20 protein-coding genes are annotated in these 19458 nt (G+C 44.3%); 9 read left to right on the top strand and 11 right to left on the bottom strand.

Annotation, left to right across the window (positions count from 1 at the left end; translation table 11 throughout):
• Positions 1-72: 72 nt before the first annotated feature.
• Positions 73-1416 (bottom strand): dicarboxylate/amino acid:cation symporter, encoded by a 1344-nt coding sequence (locus AY607_RS04005; RefSeq protein WP_064101840.1) that lies wholly within the window; start codon positions 1414-1416, stop codon positions 73-75.
• 414 nt (positions 1417-1830) lie between these two features.
• On the opposite strand from AY607_RS04005, the gene AY607_RS04000 reads away from it, so the two are divergent.
• A complete protein-coding gene (locus AY607_RS04000) occupies positions 1831-2832 on the top strand; it encodes a glycosyl transferase family protein (RefSeq protein ID WP_064101839.1) in 1002 nt (333 codons plus the stop codon).
• Positions 2833-2900: 68 nt separating this feature from the next.
• Here AY607_RS04000 and AY607_RS03995 read toward each other — a convergent pair whose 3' ends face one another.
• Positions 2901-3173 carry a YeaC family protein gene (locus AY607_RS03995; protein WP_064096615.1) on the bottom strand — a complete coding sequence of 91 codons (273 nt, stop codon included), beginning with the start codon at positions 3171-3173 and terminating at the stop codon, positions 2901-2903.
• A gap of 2 nt (positions 3174-3175) precedes the next feature.
• On the bottom strand, positions 3176-4114 hold the full coding sequence (locus AY607_RS03990) for an NAD(+) kinase (RefSeq protein WP_064101838.1): 939 nt from the start codon (positions 4112-4114) through the stop codon (positions 3176-3178).
• Between the two features lie 192 nt (positions 4115-4306).
• On the opposite strand from AY607_RS03990, the gene mrcB reads away from it, so the two are divergent.
• Together mrcB and AY607_RS03980 are read left to right on the top strand one after the other, a co-directional pair.
• Positions 4307-6697 carry a penicillin-binding protein 1B gene (gene mrcB, locus AY607_RS03985; RefSeq protein WP_064096614.1) on the top strand — a complete coding sequence of 797 codons (2391 nt, stop codon included), beginning with the start codon at positions 4307-4309 and terminating at the stop codon, positions 6695-6697.
• 14 nt (positions 6698-6711) lie between these two features.
• Positions 6712-7257 carry a tetratricopeptide repeat protein gene (locus AY607_RS03980; RefSeq protein WP_064101837.1) on the top strand — a complete coding sequence of 182 codons (546 nt, stop codon included), beginning with the start codon at positions 6712-6714 and terminating at the stop codon, positions 7255-7257.
• 57 nt (positions 7258-7314) lie between these two features.
• Here the strand turns inward: AY607_RS03980 and AY607_RS03975 are convergent, their stop codons facing one another.
• The gene (locus AY607_RS03975) at positions 7315-8214 is read right to left on the bottom strand and encodes an NUDIX domain-containing protein (RefSeq protein WP_064096612.1); all 900 of its coding nucleotides are present in this window, start codon (positions 8212-8214) and stop codon (positions 7315-7317) included.
• A 138-nt stretch (positions 8215-8352) separates the two neighbouring features.
• On the opposite strand from AY607_RS03975, the gene hemP reads away from it, so the two are divergent.
• Positions 8353-8523, top strand: a complete 171-nt coding sequence (gene hemP, locus AY607_RS03970; protein WP_004645578.1) for a hemin uptake protein HemP — start codon at positions 8353-8355, stop codon at positions 8521-8523.
• Positions 8524-8599: 76 nt separating this feature from the next.
• Here hemP and AY607_RS03965 read toward each other — a convergent pair whose 3' ends face one another.
• From AY607_RS03965 to AY607_RS03950, 4 genes are all read right to left on the bottom strand, one after another.
• Positions 8600-9931, bottom strand: coding sequence for an ATP-binding protein (locus tag AY607_RS03965; protein WP_064096611.1), 1332 nt, complete (start codon positions 9929-9931; stop codon positions 8600-8602).
• Between the two features lie 4 nt (positions 9932-9935).
• The gene (locus AY607_RS03960; RefSeq protein WP_064096610.1) at positions 9936-10601 is read right to left on the bottom strand and encodes a response regulator transcription factor; all 666 of its coding nucleotides are present in this window, start codon (positions 10599-10601) and stop codon (positions 9936-9938) included.
• 135 nt (positions 10602-10736) lie between these two features.
• The gene (locus AY607_RS03955) at positions 10737-11102 is read right to left on the bottom strand and encodes a NirD/YgiW/YdeI family stress tolerance protein (protein WP_064096609.1); all 366 of its coding nucleotides are present in this window, start codon (positions 11100-11102) and stop codon (positions 10737-10739) included.
• Between the two features lie 95 nt (positions 11103-11197).
• Positions 11198-12955, bottom strand: a complete 1758-nt coding sequence (locus AY607_RS03950) for a GspE/PulE family protein (RefSeq protein WP_064101836.1) — start codon at positions 12953-12955, stop codon at positions 11198-11200.
• A gap of 211 nt (positions 12956-13166) precedes the next feature.
• Between AY607_RS03950 and AY607_RS03945 the strand changes: the two genes are divergently transcribed.
• A complete protein-coding gene (locus AY607_RS03945; protein WP_064101835.1) occupies positions 13167-14420 on the top strand; it encodes an MgtC/SapB family protein in 1254 nt (417 codons plus the stop codon).
• Between the two features lies 1 nt (position 14421).
• On the opposite strand, the gene tsaA is transcribed toward AY607_RS03945, so the two are convergent.
• Positions 14422-15144: a tRNA (N6-threonylcarbamoyladenosine(37)-N6)-methyltransferase TrmO gene (gene tsaA, locus AY607_RS03940; RefSeq protein WP_064096674.1), complete on the bottom strand. Its 723-nt coding sequence runs from the start codon at positions 15142-15144 to the stop codon at positions 14422-14424.
• Between the two features lie 105 nt (positions 15145-15249).
• Here tsaA and AY607_RS03935 point away from each other — a divergent pair, with 105 nt between their 5' ends.
• Complete coding sequence (locus AY607_RS03935) at positions 15250-16029, top strand: ferredoxin--NADP reductase (protein ID WP_064096606.1); 780 nt, start codon at positions 15250-15252, stop codon at positions 16027-16029.
• A 50-nt stretch (positions 16030-16079) separates the two neighbouring features.
• On the opposite strand, the gene AY607_RS03930 is transcribed toward AY607_RS03935, so the two are convergent.
• Positions 16080-16706, bottom strand: a complete 627-nt coding sequence (locus tag AY607_RS03930; protein WP_064096605.1) for a cation transporter — start codon at positions 16704-16706, stop codon at positions 16080-16082.
• 85 nt (positions 16707-16791) lie between these two features.
• Between AY607_RS03930 and AY607_RS03925 the strand changes: the two genes are divergently transcribed.
• From AY607_RS03925 to AY607_RS03915, 3 genes are all read left to right on the top strand, one after another.
• Complete coding sequence (locus tag AY607_RS03925; protein WP_064096604.1) at positions 16792-17202, top strand: Cd(II)/Pb(II)-responsive transcriptional regulator; 411 nt, start codon at positions 16792-16794, stop codon at positions 17200-17202.
• A gap of 132 nt (positions 17203-17334) precedes the next feature.
• Positions 17335-18744: a tRNA 5-hydroxyuridine modification protein YegQ gene (yegQ, locus tag AY607_RS03920; RefSeq protein ID WP_064096603.1), complete on the top strand. Its 1410-nt coding sequence runs from the start codon at positions 17335-17337 to the stop codon at positions 18742-18744.
• Between the two features lie 2 nt (positions 18745-18746).
• On the top strand, positions 18747-19001 hold the full coding sequence (locus AY607_RS03915; protein WP_064096602.1) for a YfhL family 4Fe-4S dicluster ferredoxin: 255 nt from the start codon (positions 18747-18749) through the stop codon (positions 18999-19001).
• 256 nt (positions 19002-19257) lie between these two features.
• On the opposite strand, the gene AY607_RS03910 is transcribed toward AY607_RS03915, so the two are convergent.
• A partial coding sequence (locus AY607_RS03910) for an FAD-dependent oxidoreductase (protein WP_171255274.1) occupies positions 19258-19458 on the bottom strand: 201 nt, incomplete at its 5' end.

Raw genomic sequence — 19458 nt, 5'->3', positions numbered from 1 at the left:
TTCACAGTCAAATAAAAAAACAAAAAGGAAGCTGAAGCTTCCTTTTTTAAGATCTTAAAGACTCATTCTAACTTAGTGAGCGCTATTGCCTTCTTGCGCCATTTTTTCATCAATTTCAGCTGGATTTGCTAATGCATAGTTGAGCTTATCCATATCTAACTGACCAACCCATTTCGCCACAACTAAAGTAGCCAAAGAGTTACCGACCAGGTTAGTCAAAGCACGCGCTTCAGACATGAAACGGTCAATACCCAAAATCAAGGCCAGGCCCGCAACAGGAATATTTCCTACAGCTGCCAGAGTTGCCGCCATAACAATAAAGCCCGAACCGGTGACACCTGCTGCACCTTTAGAAGAAATTAACAATACTAGAAGCAAGGTAATCTGGTGAGATAAATCAAGCTGTGTATTGGTGGCTTGTGCAATAAAGATCGCTGCCATGGTCAGGTAAATTGACGTACCATCCAGGTTAAATGAATAACCTGTTGGAATCACCAGACCAACCACTGATTTTTCAGCACCCGCAAGCTCCAGTTTCTTCAGCATACGAGGCAGTACCGACTCAGAGGAGGACGTACCGAGTACAATCAGCAACTCTTCACGAATCAGGCGGATCATCTTCATGATGCTAAAACCTGTGAAACGCGCAATTGAACCCAAAACAATGAAAATAAACAGCAAACATGTGATATAGAAACAGATGATCAGTTGAGCCAACTGCGCCAGTGATCCAATACCGTATTTACCAATTGTGAATGCCATGGCTCCGAATGCACCAATTGGAGCAAGTTTCATGATCATATTCACGATGTTAAAGAACACATGTGAAATCTGGTCAATCAGTTTAAGTACCGGCTTCCCTTGTGCACCCAATTTATGCAGCGCAAAACCGAACAGGATCGCGAATAAAAGTACTTGCAGGATTTCACCTTCAGCGAAAGCTCCCACTACCGTATTCGGAATAATATTCATCAGGAAATCAAGGGTAGACTGCGACTCGCCTGAAGCTACATACTTCGAGATTCCCGCAGTATCCAGACTGGCTGGATCAACGTTCATGCCGACGCCTGGCTTCACGATGTTAATGACCAGCAGACCAATCACCAAAGCAATCGTTGAAACGATTTCAAAGTAAAGTAGAGCCACACCACCAGTTTTACCAACTGATTTCATGCTCTCCATGCCTGCGATACCACTAACCACAGTACAGAAAATCACAGGAGCGATGATCATTTTGATTAAACGGATAAATGCATCACCAAGTGGCTTTAGCTGCTCACCTAGACCCGGAACATATTGTTCTGCACCATTAATAATTTGTGTACCACTTGGCGAGAAATGTCCGACCAGGATACCCGCAATAATGGCTACGATCACTTGAAAATAAAGCGACTTATAAATTGGTTTTTTAGCCATAACCTTACTTCGCGATATACTTCTAAAAAGAAGCAATATTCAGTTTTTACTTATTTAAGAAAATAAGCGTCCAATACTTGATTGTCTGAAACAAAAAAGTGCCTATGTATCAAGAATTAATCTGATACTAAAAATAGAATGTGTATGTACGTTTAACAATCACAGCAACCCTGGTCTTCAAAAAGAAGTCAGCGCATTGATCAGGAGATGAAGCAAACACAAATAATCACGGGAAATTTTAACTGCTTTTTAGACTTTTGTTTAACCCGAAATGTTAATTTTGGCTAAATAATAGGCAATATTCCTTATACTATAGTCTTATAAAACTATAATAATTCTGCAAAATAAGAAGGTGAAATACCAATATCAGCGTAAAATATGCCAATACTTGATGAATATGACTGATCTATCTGTATGAACACAAAGCGAAATATTTATAAAGATACCGAACATCCTTTTGCCCAGTTTATTCGTATTATTGGCAAGGGAAAAAATGGTGCACGCTCCTTAAGCTATGAAGAAGCTTATCAGGCTTTTAGCATGATCCTGAACAATCAAGTATTGGATGTACAGCTTGGTGCTTTTCTGATGCTATTACGGGTCAAGGAAGAATCCGTCGATGAATTAGCAGGTTTTGTTCAGGCAACCCGTGATCAGCTTAACTTCAAAGCACTGGAGGTCGATCTGGACTGGTCCTCTTATGCTGGAAAACGCAAACATTACCCATGGTTTATTCTGTCTGCCCTTACTCTGGCCAAGCAGGGCTATAAGATTGTCATGCACGGTGCATCAGGCCATACCATGAATCGTGTTTACACCGAACAGGTGCTGACTTACTTAGGCTATCCAATCTGCCAGAATGATGTGGAAGTTGAGCAGCAGCTTGAAGAAAGACACTTCGCCTATCTACCTTTAGAGGTAATTTCTCCGATTCTGTCTGAGCTGATTGCACTGCGAAATGTCATGGGACTGCGCTCTCCAATTCACACGCTGGCACGCCTGATCAATCCCTTTAATGCCAAAGCAACTTTACAGGCCATTTTCCATCCGGCTTATCGGAGTTCACATCAGCAATCGGCTTACCGCTTAGGTTATAAAAACAGTGCGGTGATTAAAGGTGAAGGCGGTGAATTTGAACGTAACCCGGATGCCAAAACCTTAATCTGCGGGATTAAAGAGGGTGAGCTGTATGAGCATGAATTGCCGAAACTAACCGACAATCGCAGCCCGATTGAAGAAGAACTAGATTTATCCGTGTTTAAAGAAGTCTGGGAAGGCAAACATTCACATGAATATGGTGAAGTTGCAGTGGTTGAAACCATGGGCATTGCCCTGTATACCATGGGCGAATGTGACAGCTATGAAGCAGCGATGCAAAAAGCCAAAGAATTCTGGGATAGCCGTCTTTCAGTTTGATGCTACTACTCAGGCTTTATGACAGACATTAAAAAAGACCACATTGATGGTCTTTTTTAATGTCTGGATTAGACAAAACGGATCGGCTTGAATTCCGGCTCATGCTGGTGATGATCATCATCACATTGTTCGCCTTCTTCTTTAGTGCCACGATCGATATAACCACTACGTTCAGTTTCTGGCAGGTTTTTCATTTCCCAGGCATATACCGCCTGCATGCAGGTCTGACGCTGTTCCTGAGTCAAAGCCACACCGTTTGGCCATTTGCCAATTTCAATGGCTGTTCTTAAGCGTTCTACAATCTCAGGATTGAGTACGGCAAGCATTTGTTCAATATTCATGGTTAATCCTGCTTAAAATAATCGAAGTCCTGATTCCAGCCCAGTTTGGTTCGGCATGCATTATAGAAGTCATAACCTGGCGGATGCAGAAGATGCAGTTTAAAGGGATGCTTACGAATATGGACGCTATCTCCAACATTCAAAGACACACTGTGCTGTCCATCCGCACTCACCATCGGCAGTACGCGATTTTCACGAATCAGTAATTTAATTTCACTATGCCCTCCAACCACAATCGGCCGTGAAGACAAGGTATGCGGATGCATCGGCACCAGCGCAATCGCATCCATACTCGGATGAACAATCGGCCCACCTCCCGACAGCGCATAGGCGGTAGAACCAGTCGGTGTAGAGATAATCAGGCCATCACTATGCTGACGATAGACATATTGTCCATCAATATTCAGCTCAAAATCAATCATGTGTACTGATTTGCCTGAGTGTAAAACCACATCATTCAAGGCAATGGCATCATAAATGATTTCACCTTTAGAGCGAACTTCCACTTCCAGCAGGAAACGGCGCTCTGCCTGAAAGTCGCCTTTGAGCACCTGATCCAGCTTAAAGATCACTTCGGTCGGCTTGATATCTGTCAAAAAACCCAGACGACCACGGTTGACTCCAATTACAGGTGTATTGTATTTCACCAGTGCCCGAGCAGCGTGTAAAAGTGAGCCATCCCCACCCACCACAATTACCAGATCAACTACTTCGCCTAGCAAGGCCCGGCTGACAGTCTGAGTATTTTGATAAGGTACCAGTTCAGCTGTATCGGCATCAAAAACAGGATGTAGACCTAAATTGAGCAGATGATCATGAATCAGGCATAAGGTTTCAACCACTGAAGATTTATCCGGGCGTCCGATTAACCCGATATTTCGAAATGTCTTGTGGGAAATTTGCACCAGTGTCGTCGCTCCGCTTCGAATCCTGCTTATCATATCATTAAGCATGAATAGGATGACAATTTATAACATGATAAAGCCGTGTAGGATTTAATTTGAAATAGACTGAAATTAAGGAGAAAATGTGAAGTTTAATTTTAATTTTAATCTCAATATTTGATTAAATATTGCAAAATAACGAAAAGCTTCGCATGATTAGCACAATTTCACAGGGTCTTATTATCATTTATGAAATCTGAACGAGGTATGGGGTTAATTGCCTTAATCTTCTCCATTCTAGTCATTTCTGCATTTGTAGCATTTAGCATCTATTTGATTAGATTAGATAATATCGTGCGTGAAAAATTCGAAGGTCAACGCTGGGACATTCCAGCCAAGGTTTTCGCACGCCCGATGGAAGTGTATGTCAATGCCCCCGTCAGTCAGCAGGATTTCCAGCAAGAACTCAAATTATTAGGTTATAAAAATTCAGATAGTTATACTAAATCTGGCAGCTTTGTCAGCACTGGCAATACCCTGTATGTACATACTCGTGGCTTTGATTTTGGTGACCGGGTTGAACCTGAACAGGTATTAAAAGTCAGTTTTAGTGGCGATCAGATTGCTGAAGTAAGCGCGACCAAGCCTTCTTCTAGCGGCATTGCCCGTCTGGAACCTCTATTGATTGGCGGTATTTACCCGCAGCATAATGAAGACCGTGTGTTAATTAAACTTAATAGGGTTCCTAAACCTTTAATTGACGCCTTAATTGCCACTGAAGACCGTAATTTTTACCATCATTATGGTGTATCTCCTCGCGGGATTGCGCGTGCAGTGGTCAGCAACATTACCGGTGGTAAACGTCAGGGCGGTTCAACTCTGACCCAGCAGCTAGTCAAAAATTTCTATTTAACCCCTGAACGTACTTTAAAGCGTAAGGTTAATGAAGCCTTTATGGCGATGCTGATTGAATTGCATTATGACAAAGATGAAATTCTGGAAGCCTATTTAAACGAAGTGAATCTAGGCCAAAATGGTAACTATTCCATTAATGGTTATGGTCTGGCCTCACAGTTCTATTTTGGTCTGCCGCTACGTGAACTGAATATTTCCCAACAGGCTTTTTTAGTAGGTCTGGTTCAGGGTCCAAGCCTGTATAACCCGTGGCGTAATCCGGAAATTGCCAAAAAACGTCGTGATGTGGTCCTACACAACATGCTGGTCATGGGTTATCTGACCGAGGATCAGTATGAAACAGAAAAAGCCCGCCCTCTTAATGTCATTTCAAAACCGACTTTAGGTCCAGCGCGTTTTCCGGATTTCCTGGATATCGTTCGCCGTCAGTTACGTACCGACTATCAGGAAACCGATTTAACCAATCAGGGTCTGCGAATATTTACCACTTTAGATCCTTTAGCCCAAACCCGGATTCAAGAAAGTTTTAAAGATACCGTGGCACGCTTAAGTAAATCCAATCCAGGACGCCTGAAAGATTTACAGGGTGCGGTATTGGTAGCACATCCGGAAAATGGAGAACTGGTAGCCGCTGTGGGTTCTACCCAAGATTTTACTGGCTTTAACCGTACAGTAGATGCCAAGCGTCAGGTCGGCTCGCTATTGAAACCGGTCATTTTTCTGACTGCACTGGAGTCTAATCGCTACAACTGGGCCAGTCCGATCGAAGACAGTGAAATCAGTATCAAGAGTGACGGAAAAACCTGGACACCCAAAAATTATAGCGGGCGCGGACATGGCATGGTGCCGATGATTCAGGCGCTCTCCCAATCCTATAACCTGTCGACCGTTCGTTTAGGTCAGGAATTTGGCCTGTCGACTTTTATTAATCATCTCAAACAATTTGGCGTGACTTCAAACATACCTTCCTATCCATCTATCTATCTGGGTGCAGTGGATATGTCGCCTATGGAAGTTATGAATATCTATGGGAATTTTGCTACAGGCGGCTTTAGATATCCAGTAAAAGCCATCCGTTCTGTGGTCGATGCCAATGGCCGATCTCTCGATCGTTATAGTCTGAGTGTACAACCAACCATTGATCCGGCTGCCGCTTATGCCCTGAATTATGGCTTGCAGCAGGTTATGGCGAGTGGTACAGGTCGTGCGGCGTATAGCAGCTTGCCACGGAGTCTGAATCTTGCCGGAAAATCCGGTACGACCAATGATAGTCGAGACTCATGGTTTGCTGGATATTCGGGAAATTATATGACTGTGGTCTGGCTGGGGCTGGATAACAATAAAGTCACTGGATTAACCGGTTCTTCAGGTGCTTTGCCGGTTTGGACCAATGTCATGAAACAGTTACGTCAGAAACCGGTGAACCTGCCACAGCCGAATGAAATACAATGGCACTGGCTGGATCGTTATACGGGTTTATTGTCTGCGCAAGGTTGTGAAGGTGCCATGTACATCCCAATTTCGCGGCATGCCCTGCCAAGTCAGGCAACTCCCTGCGGAATCTCGCATTATGCGACTGAGCCTTATGATATTAACTCAGAACCTCCAGCATCTGATGCAGAACAGGATGACATGAATCGCTATATACAAGAAAGTGAAACAGAAATAGAACGTGATCTTGAAAGCGAAACACGTATTATCGCCAGTGGAAGTTATAGCCAATAATTGAGTCCATGTATATGTTTAAAAAAATCCTCCCTGGTTTGCTCATCCTCAGTCTGGTGGGCTGCCAAACCATAGTAGAGCCTGAAAAGCCAGTAAGCCCTGCCAAGCCTGCAACGGAAAAGCCTAAAACACCTACACCAGACGGTGTAGTGATTACGCCTTATGAGCGTCCTGAGATCAAACGTCAGAAGATTGTAATTCCTGAGCAAAAGCAGAAAAGCCAAAAATTTGATGATGGCCGTAATTTGCCGGCATTCAAAAGTCTGATGCAGCAAACCCAGCAGGCATACAGCAAGCAGCAGTACGATCAAGCTGAAGCGTCTGCAACTCAGGCACAGCGACTGGCTCCTCAGGCATCCGAAACGTATTTGTATTTGGGCATGATTGCCAACCGTAAAAATCAGCCAGCACGTGCGGATGCCTTTGCCTTACGGGGCCTGAGTTATGCCCAATCCAGTGCCATGAAAAAGCAGCTCTGGCAAGTTCGTCTCAAATCTGCACAGCAGCAAAAAAATGCCAAAGCGATTCAGCAAGCCCAGCAGGCATTAAAAAAGCTTTAAAGTCATTTTTTATAGAATCTGACCTACCAAAAGAAAGCTTATGTTCAAATACAGCATTTACACATAACGAATGCCGGCAATGCCATAGGCATGCTGGCATTTTGCATCATGCAGGTCTTCCGTTCTTAATCCACCTAAAGCAAAAACCGGAATCTGTACCTGCTCTGCCATTTGTTTGAATCGCTCCCAGCCTAGCGCAGGAGTGTCCGGATGCGTCTCGGTCGCCAGTACCGGACTGAGGAGCGCAGCTTCACACCCGATCTGTTCTGCATGTATCAAAGCGCTCTGGTCGTGGCAAGCTGCCAAGTAACGATAACCAGTTTTAAGATCACTTAGGTTGAAGTCCATCAGTTGGGTTTGTTTTAGATGAATCGTGCGAATCGTCTGCTGCTGCAATTCATTCAAGTATGACCAAAGCTGCTGATTAACAATTAACTTGGAGAGTTGATCTACCGGACATTGTGCTAATTGCATGATCCGTTCAGACGTTGGGTCTACGCGCCAATACAGCATTTGGTCTGTATCCAGACTTGATAAGATATTCAGATCTTCAGAAATCTTGATCCGCTGCGGCCATTGCAGCTTTTGAATCATAGACTGATTGGCTTTCGGAAAATTCAGCTGTCCAAGTTCTTCCCGACAATACCAGCGCCAAGGCTGTTTAATTTCAGCCAGTTGCGCAGGCTGTAATGAAGCGTGGAAAATATGCAAATTGACGATGATATCTTCATACTCATGGGAGATAAAATCAGAGGCATGCCAGCGTTCAATATCAATACCGACCTCTTCCATCACTTCGCGTCGGCAGGCTTCTACTGGTAATTCACCCTTTTCAACTTTTCCGCCTGGAAATTCATATTTATTGCCCTGATGCTGCCTGGCTTCACGCCAGCCGACTAGAACTTGATTTTGATAAAATAAAAGAGCAATTGCGACATGAATCGTAGCTTTAGTCATGATGTACAGAACCGGTAAAGTTTTACAGATTGTAAGCAAATTAGAGTTTTTTATAAATTGCTCAATATTTCGTTGACAGACCTATTCGATAATGATTATCATTTAAATCAATCCAAAACACACCACGGAGTCGACGGAATGAACGCCCCATTTAGCCTATTTACCCGTAACAATGATACTCATCATGCCTTGCCAATGCTGCACTCCAACAATCTGTTTGCACTGGGTCGTGAAATCCGGATCATGCATGCTGGCGAAGAATATCGTTTGCGTCTGACCCGCAACAACCGTCTCATTCTGACCAAATAATTAAATCAGTTCTAATAATAACAAACGTGGGAAGCAGCAGTATGAATCAGCGCATACTGCTTTTTTATTTTGCCCATCATGAAATTTCACTTTCAGGCTTAAAATTCAATGACACTTTAAGTCCGCCCAAGTCCGATGGCACATAATCAATTTTGGCTGCATGCAGTGCCATAATTTTCTGGCAAATCGATAGGCCTAAACCTGAACCCTGAGTGCGTGTTCCTAATGCCCGATAAAAACGTTCGCCCAAACGTTCCAGTACATCGGCAGCAATTCCCTCTCCTGAGTTTTCGATCAGTAACTGTGGATGCGATGTTTTAACCATTCTAATCTTAACCCGTCCCTGTGACGGCGTATAACGAATGGCATTGTCGACCAGATTGCGAATACAGCTAAACATCAGCTCTGGATTCGCTTCAATAACGACATCTTCAAGGTTGAGATTCCAGTGAATGTCCTTTTCCTGTGCAAAAGGCTGTAAGGCCTGTAAAGCCTCCTGAACCAGATTTTTAAGATTGACCGCCTGCATAGGTAATTGCCCGGTTCGCTCCGGATCAAGTCGCGCCAGTAAAAGTAAGTTTTCCAGCACCTGCGTACCACGGTTGACATCATTCTGGATCAACTGCAATGCTTGAGGCAGCTGAGCATCATCTTGATATTTGCGTTTTAAAACCTGTAGACGCATTTGAATGGCAGACAGTGGCGAACGCAGCTCATGTGAAGCATCTGCAGTAAAACGCTGTTCGGCAGCCAATGATTTCTCCAGCCGGCCGAGCATAGCATTTAGCTGGCGTACAATCGGTTGCAGCTCAGTGATTTCAGGATCAGGCATTTTGATCGGACTGAGATCCTGGGCAGTTTTAGAACCAATGGCACGCGAAATCTTGTTTAATGGCCGCAACTGGCGTTTGACCGAGACCCTTAGAATCAGCCATTGCATGAGCCATAAAATAAATAAAATCCCGGCAAAACCGAGTGTGGTTTGCCAAAGCTCATTGAAGCGTACTGCAAGCGGCTGTACGATTTTTACCTGTAAACCGTCCTCTTCTTCATTCAGGATACGGATAAAACGGCCATTTTCATAAGCAAACTGAAAGCCATTCTTATGTGTCACGGGAATGGCATTAACTAGCTCATGATTAACAGAAGTAGTCAGTACCTGCTGATCAAGTAACAGAATATATTGGATATCAAACTCTTCGCTGAGCTCATCAACCTGGGTGTCTTTGGCTTGGGTGACATCACCGAGTAACAGCTCAGAAATCTGTTCCATTAATTCATCATGCAACTGATTGGCCTGATAACTGGCAATCCCCAATAACAACAGCCAGGCCAATACTCCAGCCAATATGGAACTGAACAGCGCATGTTTAATTAACCTAGTTTGCAAGGAAATTGGAGCCGACATGAGCTTAGGCCTCAGCTTTATGCATGCGATAGCCCAGACCGCGAATGGTTTTTATCATCTGACTGCCAATTTTTTTACGTAGCTGATAGATAAATACTTCAATGGCATTACTTTCAATTTCATCTCCCCAGGCATACAGCGATTCTTCCAGCTGCTCACGGGTGACAATATGTTCAGGCTGCTGCATCAACTTGTATAGAATCTGAAATTCCTTCGCAGTCAGATTGATCGCTTGTCCCGCTTTGGTCAGGGTTTTGGCCTGAGTGTCCAGACTGAGATCCTGCCAGTGCAGAATATGATTCGGTGTTTGCTGTTTCAGTCTGAGCTGGGCTCGTACCCGTGCGGAAAGCTCTTCCAGGCTAAAAGGCTTGACCAGATAATCATTGGCCCCCAAATCAAGGCCTTGAACCCGGTCGTTGATGCTGTCTTTGGCGGTGATAAAAATTACCGGGGTATCTCGCTGTTGGCTACGCAAACTTTTTAGAATATCGTCACCTGTTGCATTCGGCAGACCACGATCCAGCAAAATACAATCGTACTGATGCTGCTCAATCGCCAGAATAGCATGATCACCACGCTCAACCCGATCAACTACATAACCATCCATTTCCAGCCAGGTTTGGATACTTTCTGCCTGAGACTGATCATCCTCTGCCAAAAGAATACGCATGCTGTGCTCCCTCTGCTTATTTATTCTATCTTGCCCTGAAAAAGCACCAGACTCAAAAAAGCCACATGCTTTTTGGTAACTTGCATGTGGCTTTTTGTTGCTGTGTTCAGATTAATTTTGGTAACTTAGTCGAGATTAAAAGCGAACCTGTTCAACATCAATTTCAACACGTTTTGCCGGTTTATAGTCAATATCAATTTCACCTGTAATCACTACCGGGGTTTTGGCTGAAATCGGTTTACCTTGCCAAAGTTCATCATCAATTTCAACAGTTATAGTACCTGTGCTGTCACGGAACTGGTATTTTTCATCCCCGACTGCTTTTACGATATAACCTTTGAGCTGGACTTTGCTGTCATCTTTCATCGCAAGTGCCTGTTTGACCGTAGTCGATTTGGCAAAAGCGGCCTGATTCACAACTGTTTCGCTACTTGCTACTGCAGCAGTTGCAATAGAACCCATCAATGCAGCTGCCAAAACTGTATTTATCATCATTTTCATCGCAATCACCTCTTTTAAAGTTCTGCCCTTGTTTCGATGATGCTATTAAAACAGCCAAAGATGAATTGAATCTTAAGATTGCCTCATTTTTAAAATTAATTTAAGGGTACCACTCTCAGGACTTCTTCAAGCGTAGTGACACCTTCCAGAATCTTGCGCGCGCCGGCAATTCTGAGCGGCTCTACCCCTTCTTTTTTGGCCTGCTGACGCAGCTCGTTCAGGTTAGCATCGGCACCAATCAACTGTTTGGTGGTCAGACTCAGCGGCATAAACTCATAAATCCCGATACGGCCTTTATAGCCGGTATGCCGGCATTCTTCACAGCCTACCGCCTTAAAGACAAATTCTGGCCGAGGTAAAGGATAATCCGTGGCTAGATGTTGCCACTCCTGCTCGTTCAGGAAACTTTCCTGTTTGCAGTGTGGACACAGCTGACGTACCAGACGCTGGGCCAAAATCCCAAGTATAGTCGCGGCCGTCAGAAAAGGTTGCACCCCCAGATCATGCAGACGGGTCAGACTCGACGGTGCATCATTGGTATGTAAAGTCGATAGAACCAGGTGACCGGTCAATGCCGCCTGAATCGCCATATTGGCAGTATCCTGATCACGGATCTCCCCGACCATGATAATGTCCGGATCTTGACGCATCAGCGCACGCACGCCATCAGCAAAACCGAGATCAATACCATTATTGACCTGCATCTGGTTAAAGCTGGGTTCCAGCATCTCGATCGGATCTTCAATGGTACAAACGTTAACCTGTTCCGTCGCCAGCTGCTTCAGGGTTGAATAAAGCGTAGTAGTTTTACCGGAACCGGTCGGGCCCGTTACCAGAATAATGCCATGACTGTGGCTGGTCAGATTGTTCCAGTCGTTGAGCAGATGACCTTCAAAACCGAGTTGCTGAAAGCTTCTGACCAGTACTTCCGGATCGAAAATACGCATTACCAGTTTTTCACCAAAGGCCGTCGGCAAGGTCGATAAACGTAGTTCAGTTTCCTGTCCTTTCGGCGTGCGGGTTTTTAGTCGGCCATCCTGCGGTTTACGTTTTTCTGCCACATTCATCCGGCCCAGAATCTTGATCCGGGAAATGACCGCGGTCAGGGTATTGGCCGGCATGTTGTAAATCGTATGCAGTACGCCATCAATCCGGAAACGGATCTTGCCCGTATCTTTACGCGGTTCCATGTGAATATCACTGGCGCCCTGCTCAAAGGCAAATTGCAGCACCCAGTCCACCAGTTTGACAATATGCTGGTCATTGGCGTCCGGATTCTGGGAATCGCCCAGTTGCAGCAAGGCTTCGACGCCCTTATTTTCCCGGTCATAGGCAGAGGATTTCTGCGATCCACTCACTGCACGGCTGACCTGATAATACTCAACCATATAACGCTGGAGCTGTTCCGGATTAAGCAGTACCCGTTCAATTTTCTTCGGTGCAATATTCTGCTGAAGATTCGACATCCATTCAGTTTTATAAGGCTGATCTGTAGCGATCAGAACTTTGTCTGCCTGAATTTCTACTGCCAGAATACGGTTACGTAATGCATATTCCTGTGACATGACATTGGTCAATGCCTGCACATCAGCTTTGAGTGGATCAATGATATAGAACATCAAGCCGGTTTTTTCTGCCAGCCATTGACATAAACGGTTCAGGGTGAGTGTCGTTTGAGGATGGGATTGATCGACCAGATGAAAATTGGCGATCCACTGCAAAGGATGCCATTTTAATTGTTCACGTTGCCGATGCGTCGTCTGTACCAGCATTCGGTCGCGTTCACTGATTTTACCGTCTTTAAAAAGTTGCTCTAAACACCAGGCTGTATCAATTTCAAAGTCAAATTTCATTATTATCAGTCCCCAAACTTGACTCCACTATAACAACTTTTTGCAGTTTTTCGCAGGCTCTATCTACACTGGCCGATCCACTATGTTCCTATTTCTTCATGCAATGCCAAAACCATCACATTGTTTCGGAACATAACCATTTCCTGCTTGTTTAAGCTGGAGTTTATCTTCTATATTTTAACCAGTCCGTCTTAAATCGCTGAGGCCGAATATGGATTTTAGCGCAGTGCCCCTTAATAGCATCAGCTCTTTCCAGGACCTTATAACCCTCTTGGCTGCCGCACTTGGCTGTGGCCTGCTTATAGGCCTGGAACGAGAACGTCATAAACAGCGCGAAAGCCACCCCAGTTTTGCAGGATTACGCTCCTTTGCGCTCAGTGCTCTGCTGGGCGCACTCTGTTTTTTATTCGGCATGGTCATCGGGCTGGCTGGTGCGCTTATTATTGGAGGGATAGTCATTTTTTCCCTTCGTAATCAGCCTGAAGACCCGGGCATTACTACAGAACTCGCCTTCCTCATGACTTATTTTATAGGGGCAATGTGTCTTTGGAATATTCCGCTGTCTGCGGGACTGGCCGTCTTGTTAACCATTATTTTGATGGCCAAGCACTCCATGCATGATTTTGCGGGAAAATGGATTAAAGAGGCTGAATTCAGGGATGGACTGTTACTACTTGCACTTATACTGATCGGTTTGCCGCTTACCCCTGACCGTCCATTATGGGGAGAAGTTCTTAACCCCTATGTTATCTTGAAATTACTGACCCTGATTTTAGTCGTGCAAGCTTTAGCCCATATTGCGAAACGTTTTTTATCCACTAAAAATGCCCTGATGCTCTCTTCACTGGCCTCAGGCTTTGTTTCCAGTACTGCGACCGTTGCCCAATTAGGCCTGCAGGTACGCAAAGGTGAAATGGATGCGCAGCCAAATGCCGGGGCTGCACTGATGTCATGTGTCTCTACCCTGGTCTTGCTGCTTATTGTCGTTGGAGGTGTGTCTTGGGCCTGGCTTAAACTCTTGCTCCTTCCTTCCGTTGTGGGCATGGTTATTCTGGTCGCCTGCGCATTTTTATTATTGCGCAAGGCCAAACCGGTCCAAGAGCTCGAATCTGCGGACAGCCCGATGTTCAGCCTAAAAGAAGCTGTCATTATTGCAGTGACTTTAACCCTGATTCAGGCCGGAATTTATGCGCTGGAATTGTGGCTTGGCAATGCCGGCTTATTGGCCGGCACCTTGCTTGCTTCATTATTTGAGGTTCATGCCGCAATGGCAGGTGTGGTGATTCAGGGAGATCCTTCCAACACCCATCTTATTTATGCCCTATTATTAGGTCTGGGTGCCCATGCAGTGGCCAAATCAGTAAATGCTGCCCTGACTGGTGGATTTAAATTTGCCCTGTATTTTGCCCCAGTCCAGCTTATTCAAATGGCAGTATTGATTGGACTAGTGTGGTGGAGTCTATAAATCAGGAGGGAGCGTGATGAATAGCAGTAATTATCACTTGCTGAGTATGAACTTTGAAATGGGTATCTACCGTAGCAAACTTCATCCCATAAATCCGTTCCTTATCATCCTGATAGGCTGGCCTTGGATCTAGAGATAAAACCGCTTCCAGCTCCTGAATACCCTGTGGTGAGATTTTCCCGCATTTCAGTAAATGCAGTTTTTGCTGCTCCGCCTCTTCACTCCAGATGACGGCTTTACGCTCAGGCTCATCCTGCGCATAACCACTTTGCGCTTCAACAATCGCATCCGAATATTGAATATAAGGTTTGATATCTACAATGGGTGTGCCATCGAGTAAGTCACTCCCTGTGACATATACCCGGACATGCTTGCCCACCTTACTAACTTCTTTGAGTTTAACGACTGAAAGGCCAATTGGTGAGGGACGATACATACTGCGCGTAGCAAATACGCCTATTTTCTTGTTGCCGCCCAAACGTGGCGGACGAACCTGTGGACGAAACTGGCTGCTCTCGTGTTGGTTTTTATTGTCATGAAATTGCCAGACTAACCAGAGATGGCTGAATTCTTCAATTCCCTCAAAGGCGAGCAGATCATTATAGGGTCCGGCCATTTCAATATAACTTTCGACCTGAACCAGATTGGGCTGGCGCGGGATACCAAATTTTTCTTTGTAGGGAGAACGCATATAGCCAATAATCGGTAGCGTCAGTTCAGTCATCATCACTTTTTTTGATAAGCTCAATTAAATATATTCAGTTTATCGAGAATGAATTTAGATTAGAATAGCAAGCTGTTCTAATTTGATAACTTATTGAGACCTTTAATGGCTGCTTTTAACGTCGAAAAGATTACTCACGTCCACCACTGGAATGATACTTTATTCTCTTTTAAAACGACTCGTGATCCTGCTTTGCGTTTTAAAAACGGTCAGTTTGTAATGATCGGCCTTGAAGTCAATGGCAAGCCGTTAATGCGCGCATACTCAATTGCAAGCGCCAACTACGAAGAAGAGTTAGAGTTTTTCTCAATTAAAGTGCCTGATGGTCCACTGACTTCGATTTTACAGAAAGTTAAAGTCGGCGATGAGATTTTGATTTCCAAAAAACCGACAGGCACATTGGTACTGGATGACCTGAATCCAGGCAAAAACCTGTATCTTCTTTCTTCAGGTACAGGACTTGCGCCATTTTTGTCCACTATTCGCGATCCTGAAACTTACGAACGTTTTGAAAAAATTATCGTGGTTCACGGTACGCGTTTTATTTCAGAACTGGCTTATCAAGATTTAATCCTGAATGAAGTGCCAAATCATGAGTTCTTCTCGGAACTTGGCGCAAAAGAAAAACTGATCTATTACCCAACCGTAACTCGTGAAGAATATCCAAATCAAGGTCGGGTCACGACTGCGATTGAAACCGGTGAACTGTTTGAAAAAATCGGTCTGCCACGTTTCAATCCGGAAACTGACCGTGCCATGTTATGTGGTAGCCCAGCCTTCCTTGACGATGTTGCTGCACTTCTTGATCAACATGGCCTGAAAGAATCTCCACGTATGGGCGTTCTAGGCGACTACGTGATTGAACGTGCGTTCGTTGAAAAATAAGATTCAATGTCATTAAAAAACCGGGCATTAAAGTCCGGTTTTTTATTGTCTTAAATTTGAACCTGCTTCGAAGATGTTCGCTCTATGAATGCCTGCTTAACCACTTGGTATCCGGCCGTCAACCCCAAGCCTGCCATAATTATCGCCACAATAATATCTGGCAACATACTACCCGTCCCAAACACCCCGACAGCCGCCAAAATCACGGCAGCATTTCCGATCGCATCATTTCGGCTACAGAGCCAGACCGATTTCATATTGGCATCCCCATCTCGAAAAGCATATAAAATTACTGCTGTAATCACGTTAGCAATTAAGGCCAGCACACCAATAACTCCCATAGTCAGCGCTTCAGGCGGTATACCTTGTATAAAAGCGTAGATGACTTTTCCGATCACCACCAAGCCAAATACAGCCATGGTCAATCCTTTAATCAGGGCAACTGTTGCGCGCCAATACAGGCTTGCCCCTAATACAGCCAGTGAAATCCCATAATTTACTGCATCTCCAAAAAAATCTAGCGCATCTGCCCATAATGCGGATGAATGCGCATAAGCACCACCCACTAGTTCTACAATGAACAAGGTCAAATTAATGAATAATGCAATCCATAAGGCGGTTCTGAATTTGCTATTGGGCGTGGATGGTGCAGGTTCATGACTACAACTACAAGCCATATGATTCTCCGAGGATTTTCTATATAAAATACGCTATAGTCATTAGAAACTATGGAGTAACTCCAAGGTCAAGCCTGAGGTGTTTATGTCACATTATCTCATTTCAGAAATCGCGACTAAGACCGGTTTAAGTACCGACAGCATTCGCTTTTACGAGAAAAAAGGTTTGATACAGCCGAATTTTCGAGCAAGTAATCAGTATCGTTATTATGCTGAAGAAGCCTTGAAACGTTTAATTTTTATCAAACGTTGCCGTACCCTAGGCATGTCTTTAAAAGAAATCGAACATCTGATTAAACTGGAGCAGAACCCTGAACAGGACTGCTGTGAAGTCAATCAGATGATTGATCGGCATCTTCTGGAAATTTCAAATAAAATTAAAGAATTACAAATATTTGAGCAACAGCTGATGCTGCTTCGTGACAGCTGCAATACGCCCACCACAATCGATCATTGCCAGATTTTAAAAACTTTAGAATCGCTTGAAAATACATAAAACTTTCTGGAATTCTTAACTTTATGAGTGCTTCATTTTTAACTTGAAATTTAGTTGAATTACTCCAATTCCGAGTTATTTACTAGGTTGAATCCTGATTTTAGATGGTTAGAATAAAGCCGTACTTTTTTTATGTCTTTCAATTTGATCATGAGCATTTCTCACGTTACCGAACTTCTCTCACCTGCAGGCTCATTAAAAAATATGCGCTATGCCTTTGCTTATGGTGCAGACGCAGTCTATGCAGGCCAGCCGCGTTATAGCCTGCGGGTTCGTAATAATGAATTTGACCATGAAAATCTCGCGATTGGTATTAAAGAAGCCCATGAATTAGGCAAAAAATTCTACGTGGTCGTCAATATTCAGCCACATAACTCCAAGCTGAAAAATTTCATTCGTGACTTAGCTCCTGTGGTTGACATGCAGCCGGATGCACTGATCATGTCCGATCCCGGTCTGATTATGCTGGTCCGTGAACATTTCCCGCATATGGATATTCACCTGTCGGTACAGGCCAATGCCGTGAACTGGGCAACCGTCAAATTCTGGAAGAACATGGGATTGACCCGTGTCATTCTGTCACGTGAACTGTCGATTGAAGAAATTGCAGAAATCAAACAGCAAGTGCCGGATATGGAGATTGAAGTCTTTGTTCATGGCGCACTGTGCATGGCCTATTCTGGCCGTTGCATGCTGTCTGGCTATATGAACAAACGTGATGCCAATCAGGGTGCCTGCACCAATGCCTGCCGTTGGGAATATAAAGTGCTGGATGCCAAGGAAGATGAAACCGGTGATGTGATTCCAGTGAAAAATCTGGATTCAGGCTGCTGCTCCAAAGATGCCGACGAAGCACATATGCAGGCACAACACCAATTCAACGAGCCAGTGCTGTTACAGCGCAATGAAGAAGACATGTTTGCCGCAGAAGAAGATGAACACGGCACTTATTTCATGAATTCCAAAGATCTGCGCGCGGTTCAGCATGTCGAACGTCTTACCAAAATTGGTGTACATTCCTTAAAAATTGAAGGCCGGACCAAGTCCTATTTCTACTGTGCGCGTACTGCCCAGATTTATCGTAAAGCAATTGATGATGCCCTTGCTGGTAAGCCGTTTGATCCATCCTTGATGACCCAGCTTGAAGGTCTGGCGAATCGTGGTTATACCGAAGGTTTCCTGCGCCGTCATGTGCATAGCGAATATCAAAACTATGAGAATGGTTCATCCAGTTTCGATCATCAGCAGTTCTGTGGTGAAGTGTTAGAACGTAATGGAGACTACATCAAGATTGATGTGAAAAACCGTTTTGTCCTCGGTGATTCACTGGAACTGATGACGACTAGAGGCAATATCACCTTTACTTTAACGGAAATGAAAGACAAAAAAGGTAATCTGATTGAAGATGCCAAAGGCTCAGGTCATATCGTCGAGATTCCGGCCCCAGCAGATGTAGATATGCAATATGCCCTGCTCATCCGTAATCTGCCAAGTTCGAGTGCGGATATTTCGGCATCTTCACTGGCTTATCAGGCGGGTTAAATATGGCACTGCTGATTACCGACAAATGCATCAATTGCGATATGTGTTTACCGGAATGCCCGAATGAAGCGATTTACGAGGGTGAAAAGTTCTATGAAATTGACGTAAAACGTTGTACGGAATGCGTCGGTTTTTATGAACATCAGACCTGTGTAGATGTCTGCCCGATTGAATGCATTATTCCTCATCCGGAGCATCGTGAAACACAGGAACAATTACTGGAGAAGTTTAAGAGCTTGAAGCTGTTTGAAGCTTAAACAAAAAGTAAAACAATTGATTTATTCGTGATTCTAAAAACAACCTTGGGGAAAGCAGAAAAAATAAGGGTTGAAAACAAAAAAAGTGTGGAGAAAAGGAACGGCTACAAGCGATTGGGGACGCTTTTGGCTGATCTAACAAGAAGTAAAAAAAGGAACTCTGGTGTTAGCATCCTGAGTTCCTATAAAGCGAAAATAATAATAACTCTTTGAGATAAAGCACCTGGAATTTGGGGATTCCAGGTGCTCTTTTTTTTTACTGTCCTGAACGGATGATGTAATCAAATGCAGACAGCGAGGCTTTTGCACCTTCACCGGTCGCAATGATGATCTGCTTGTAAGGCACAGTGGTACAGTCACCTGCAGCAAACACACCTTTCACATTGGTTTCGTTGCGATCGTTAATCACAATCTCGCCACGACTAGTCAGCTCAACCGAAGTCTCTTTCAGGAAGTC

This window comes from Acinetobacter sp. SFA, assembly GCF_001647535.1.
GTDB lineage: Bacteria > Pseudomonadota > Gammaproteobacteria > Pseudomonadales > Moraxellaceae > Acinetobacter > Acinetobacter pecorum.
This window is presented reverse-complemented; position numbering and strand designations above follow the sequence as displayed.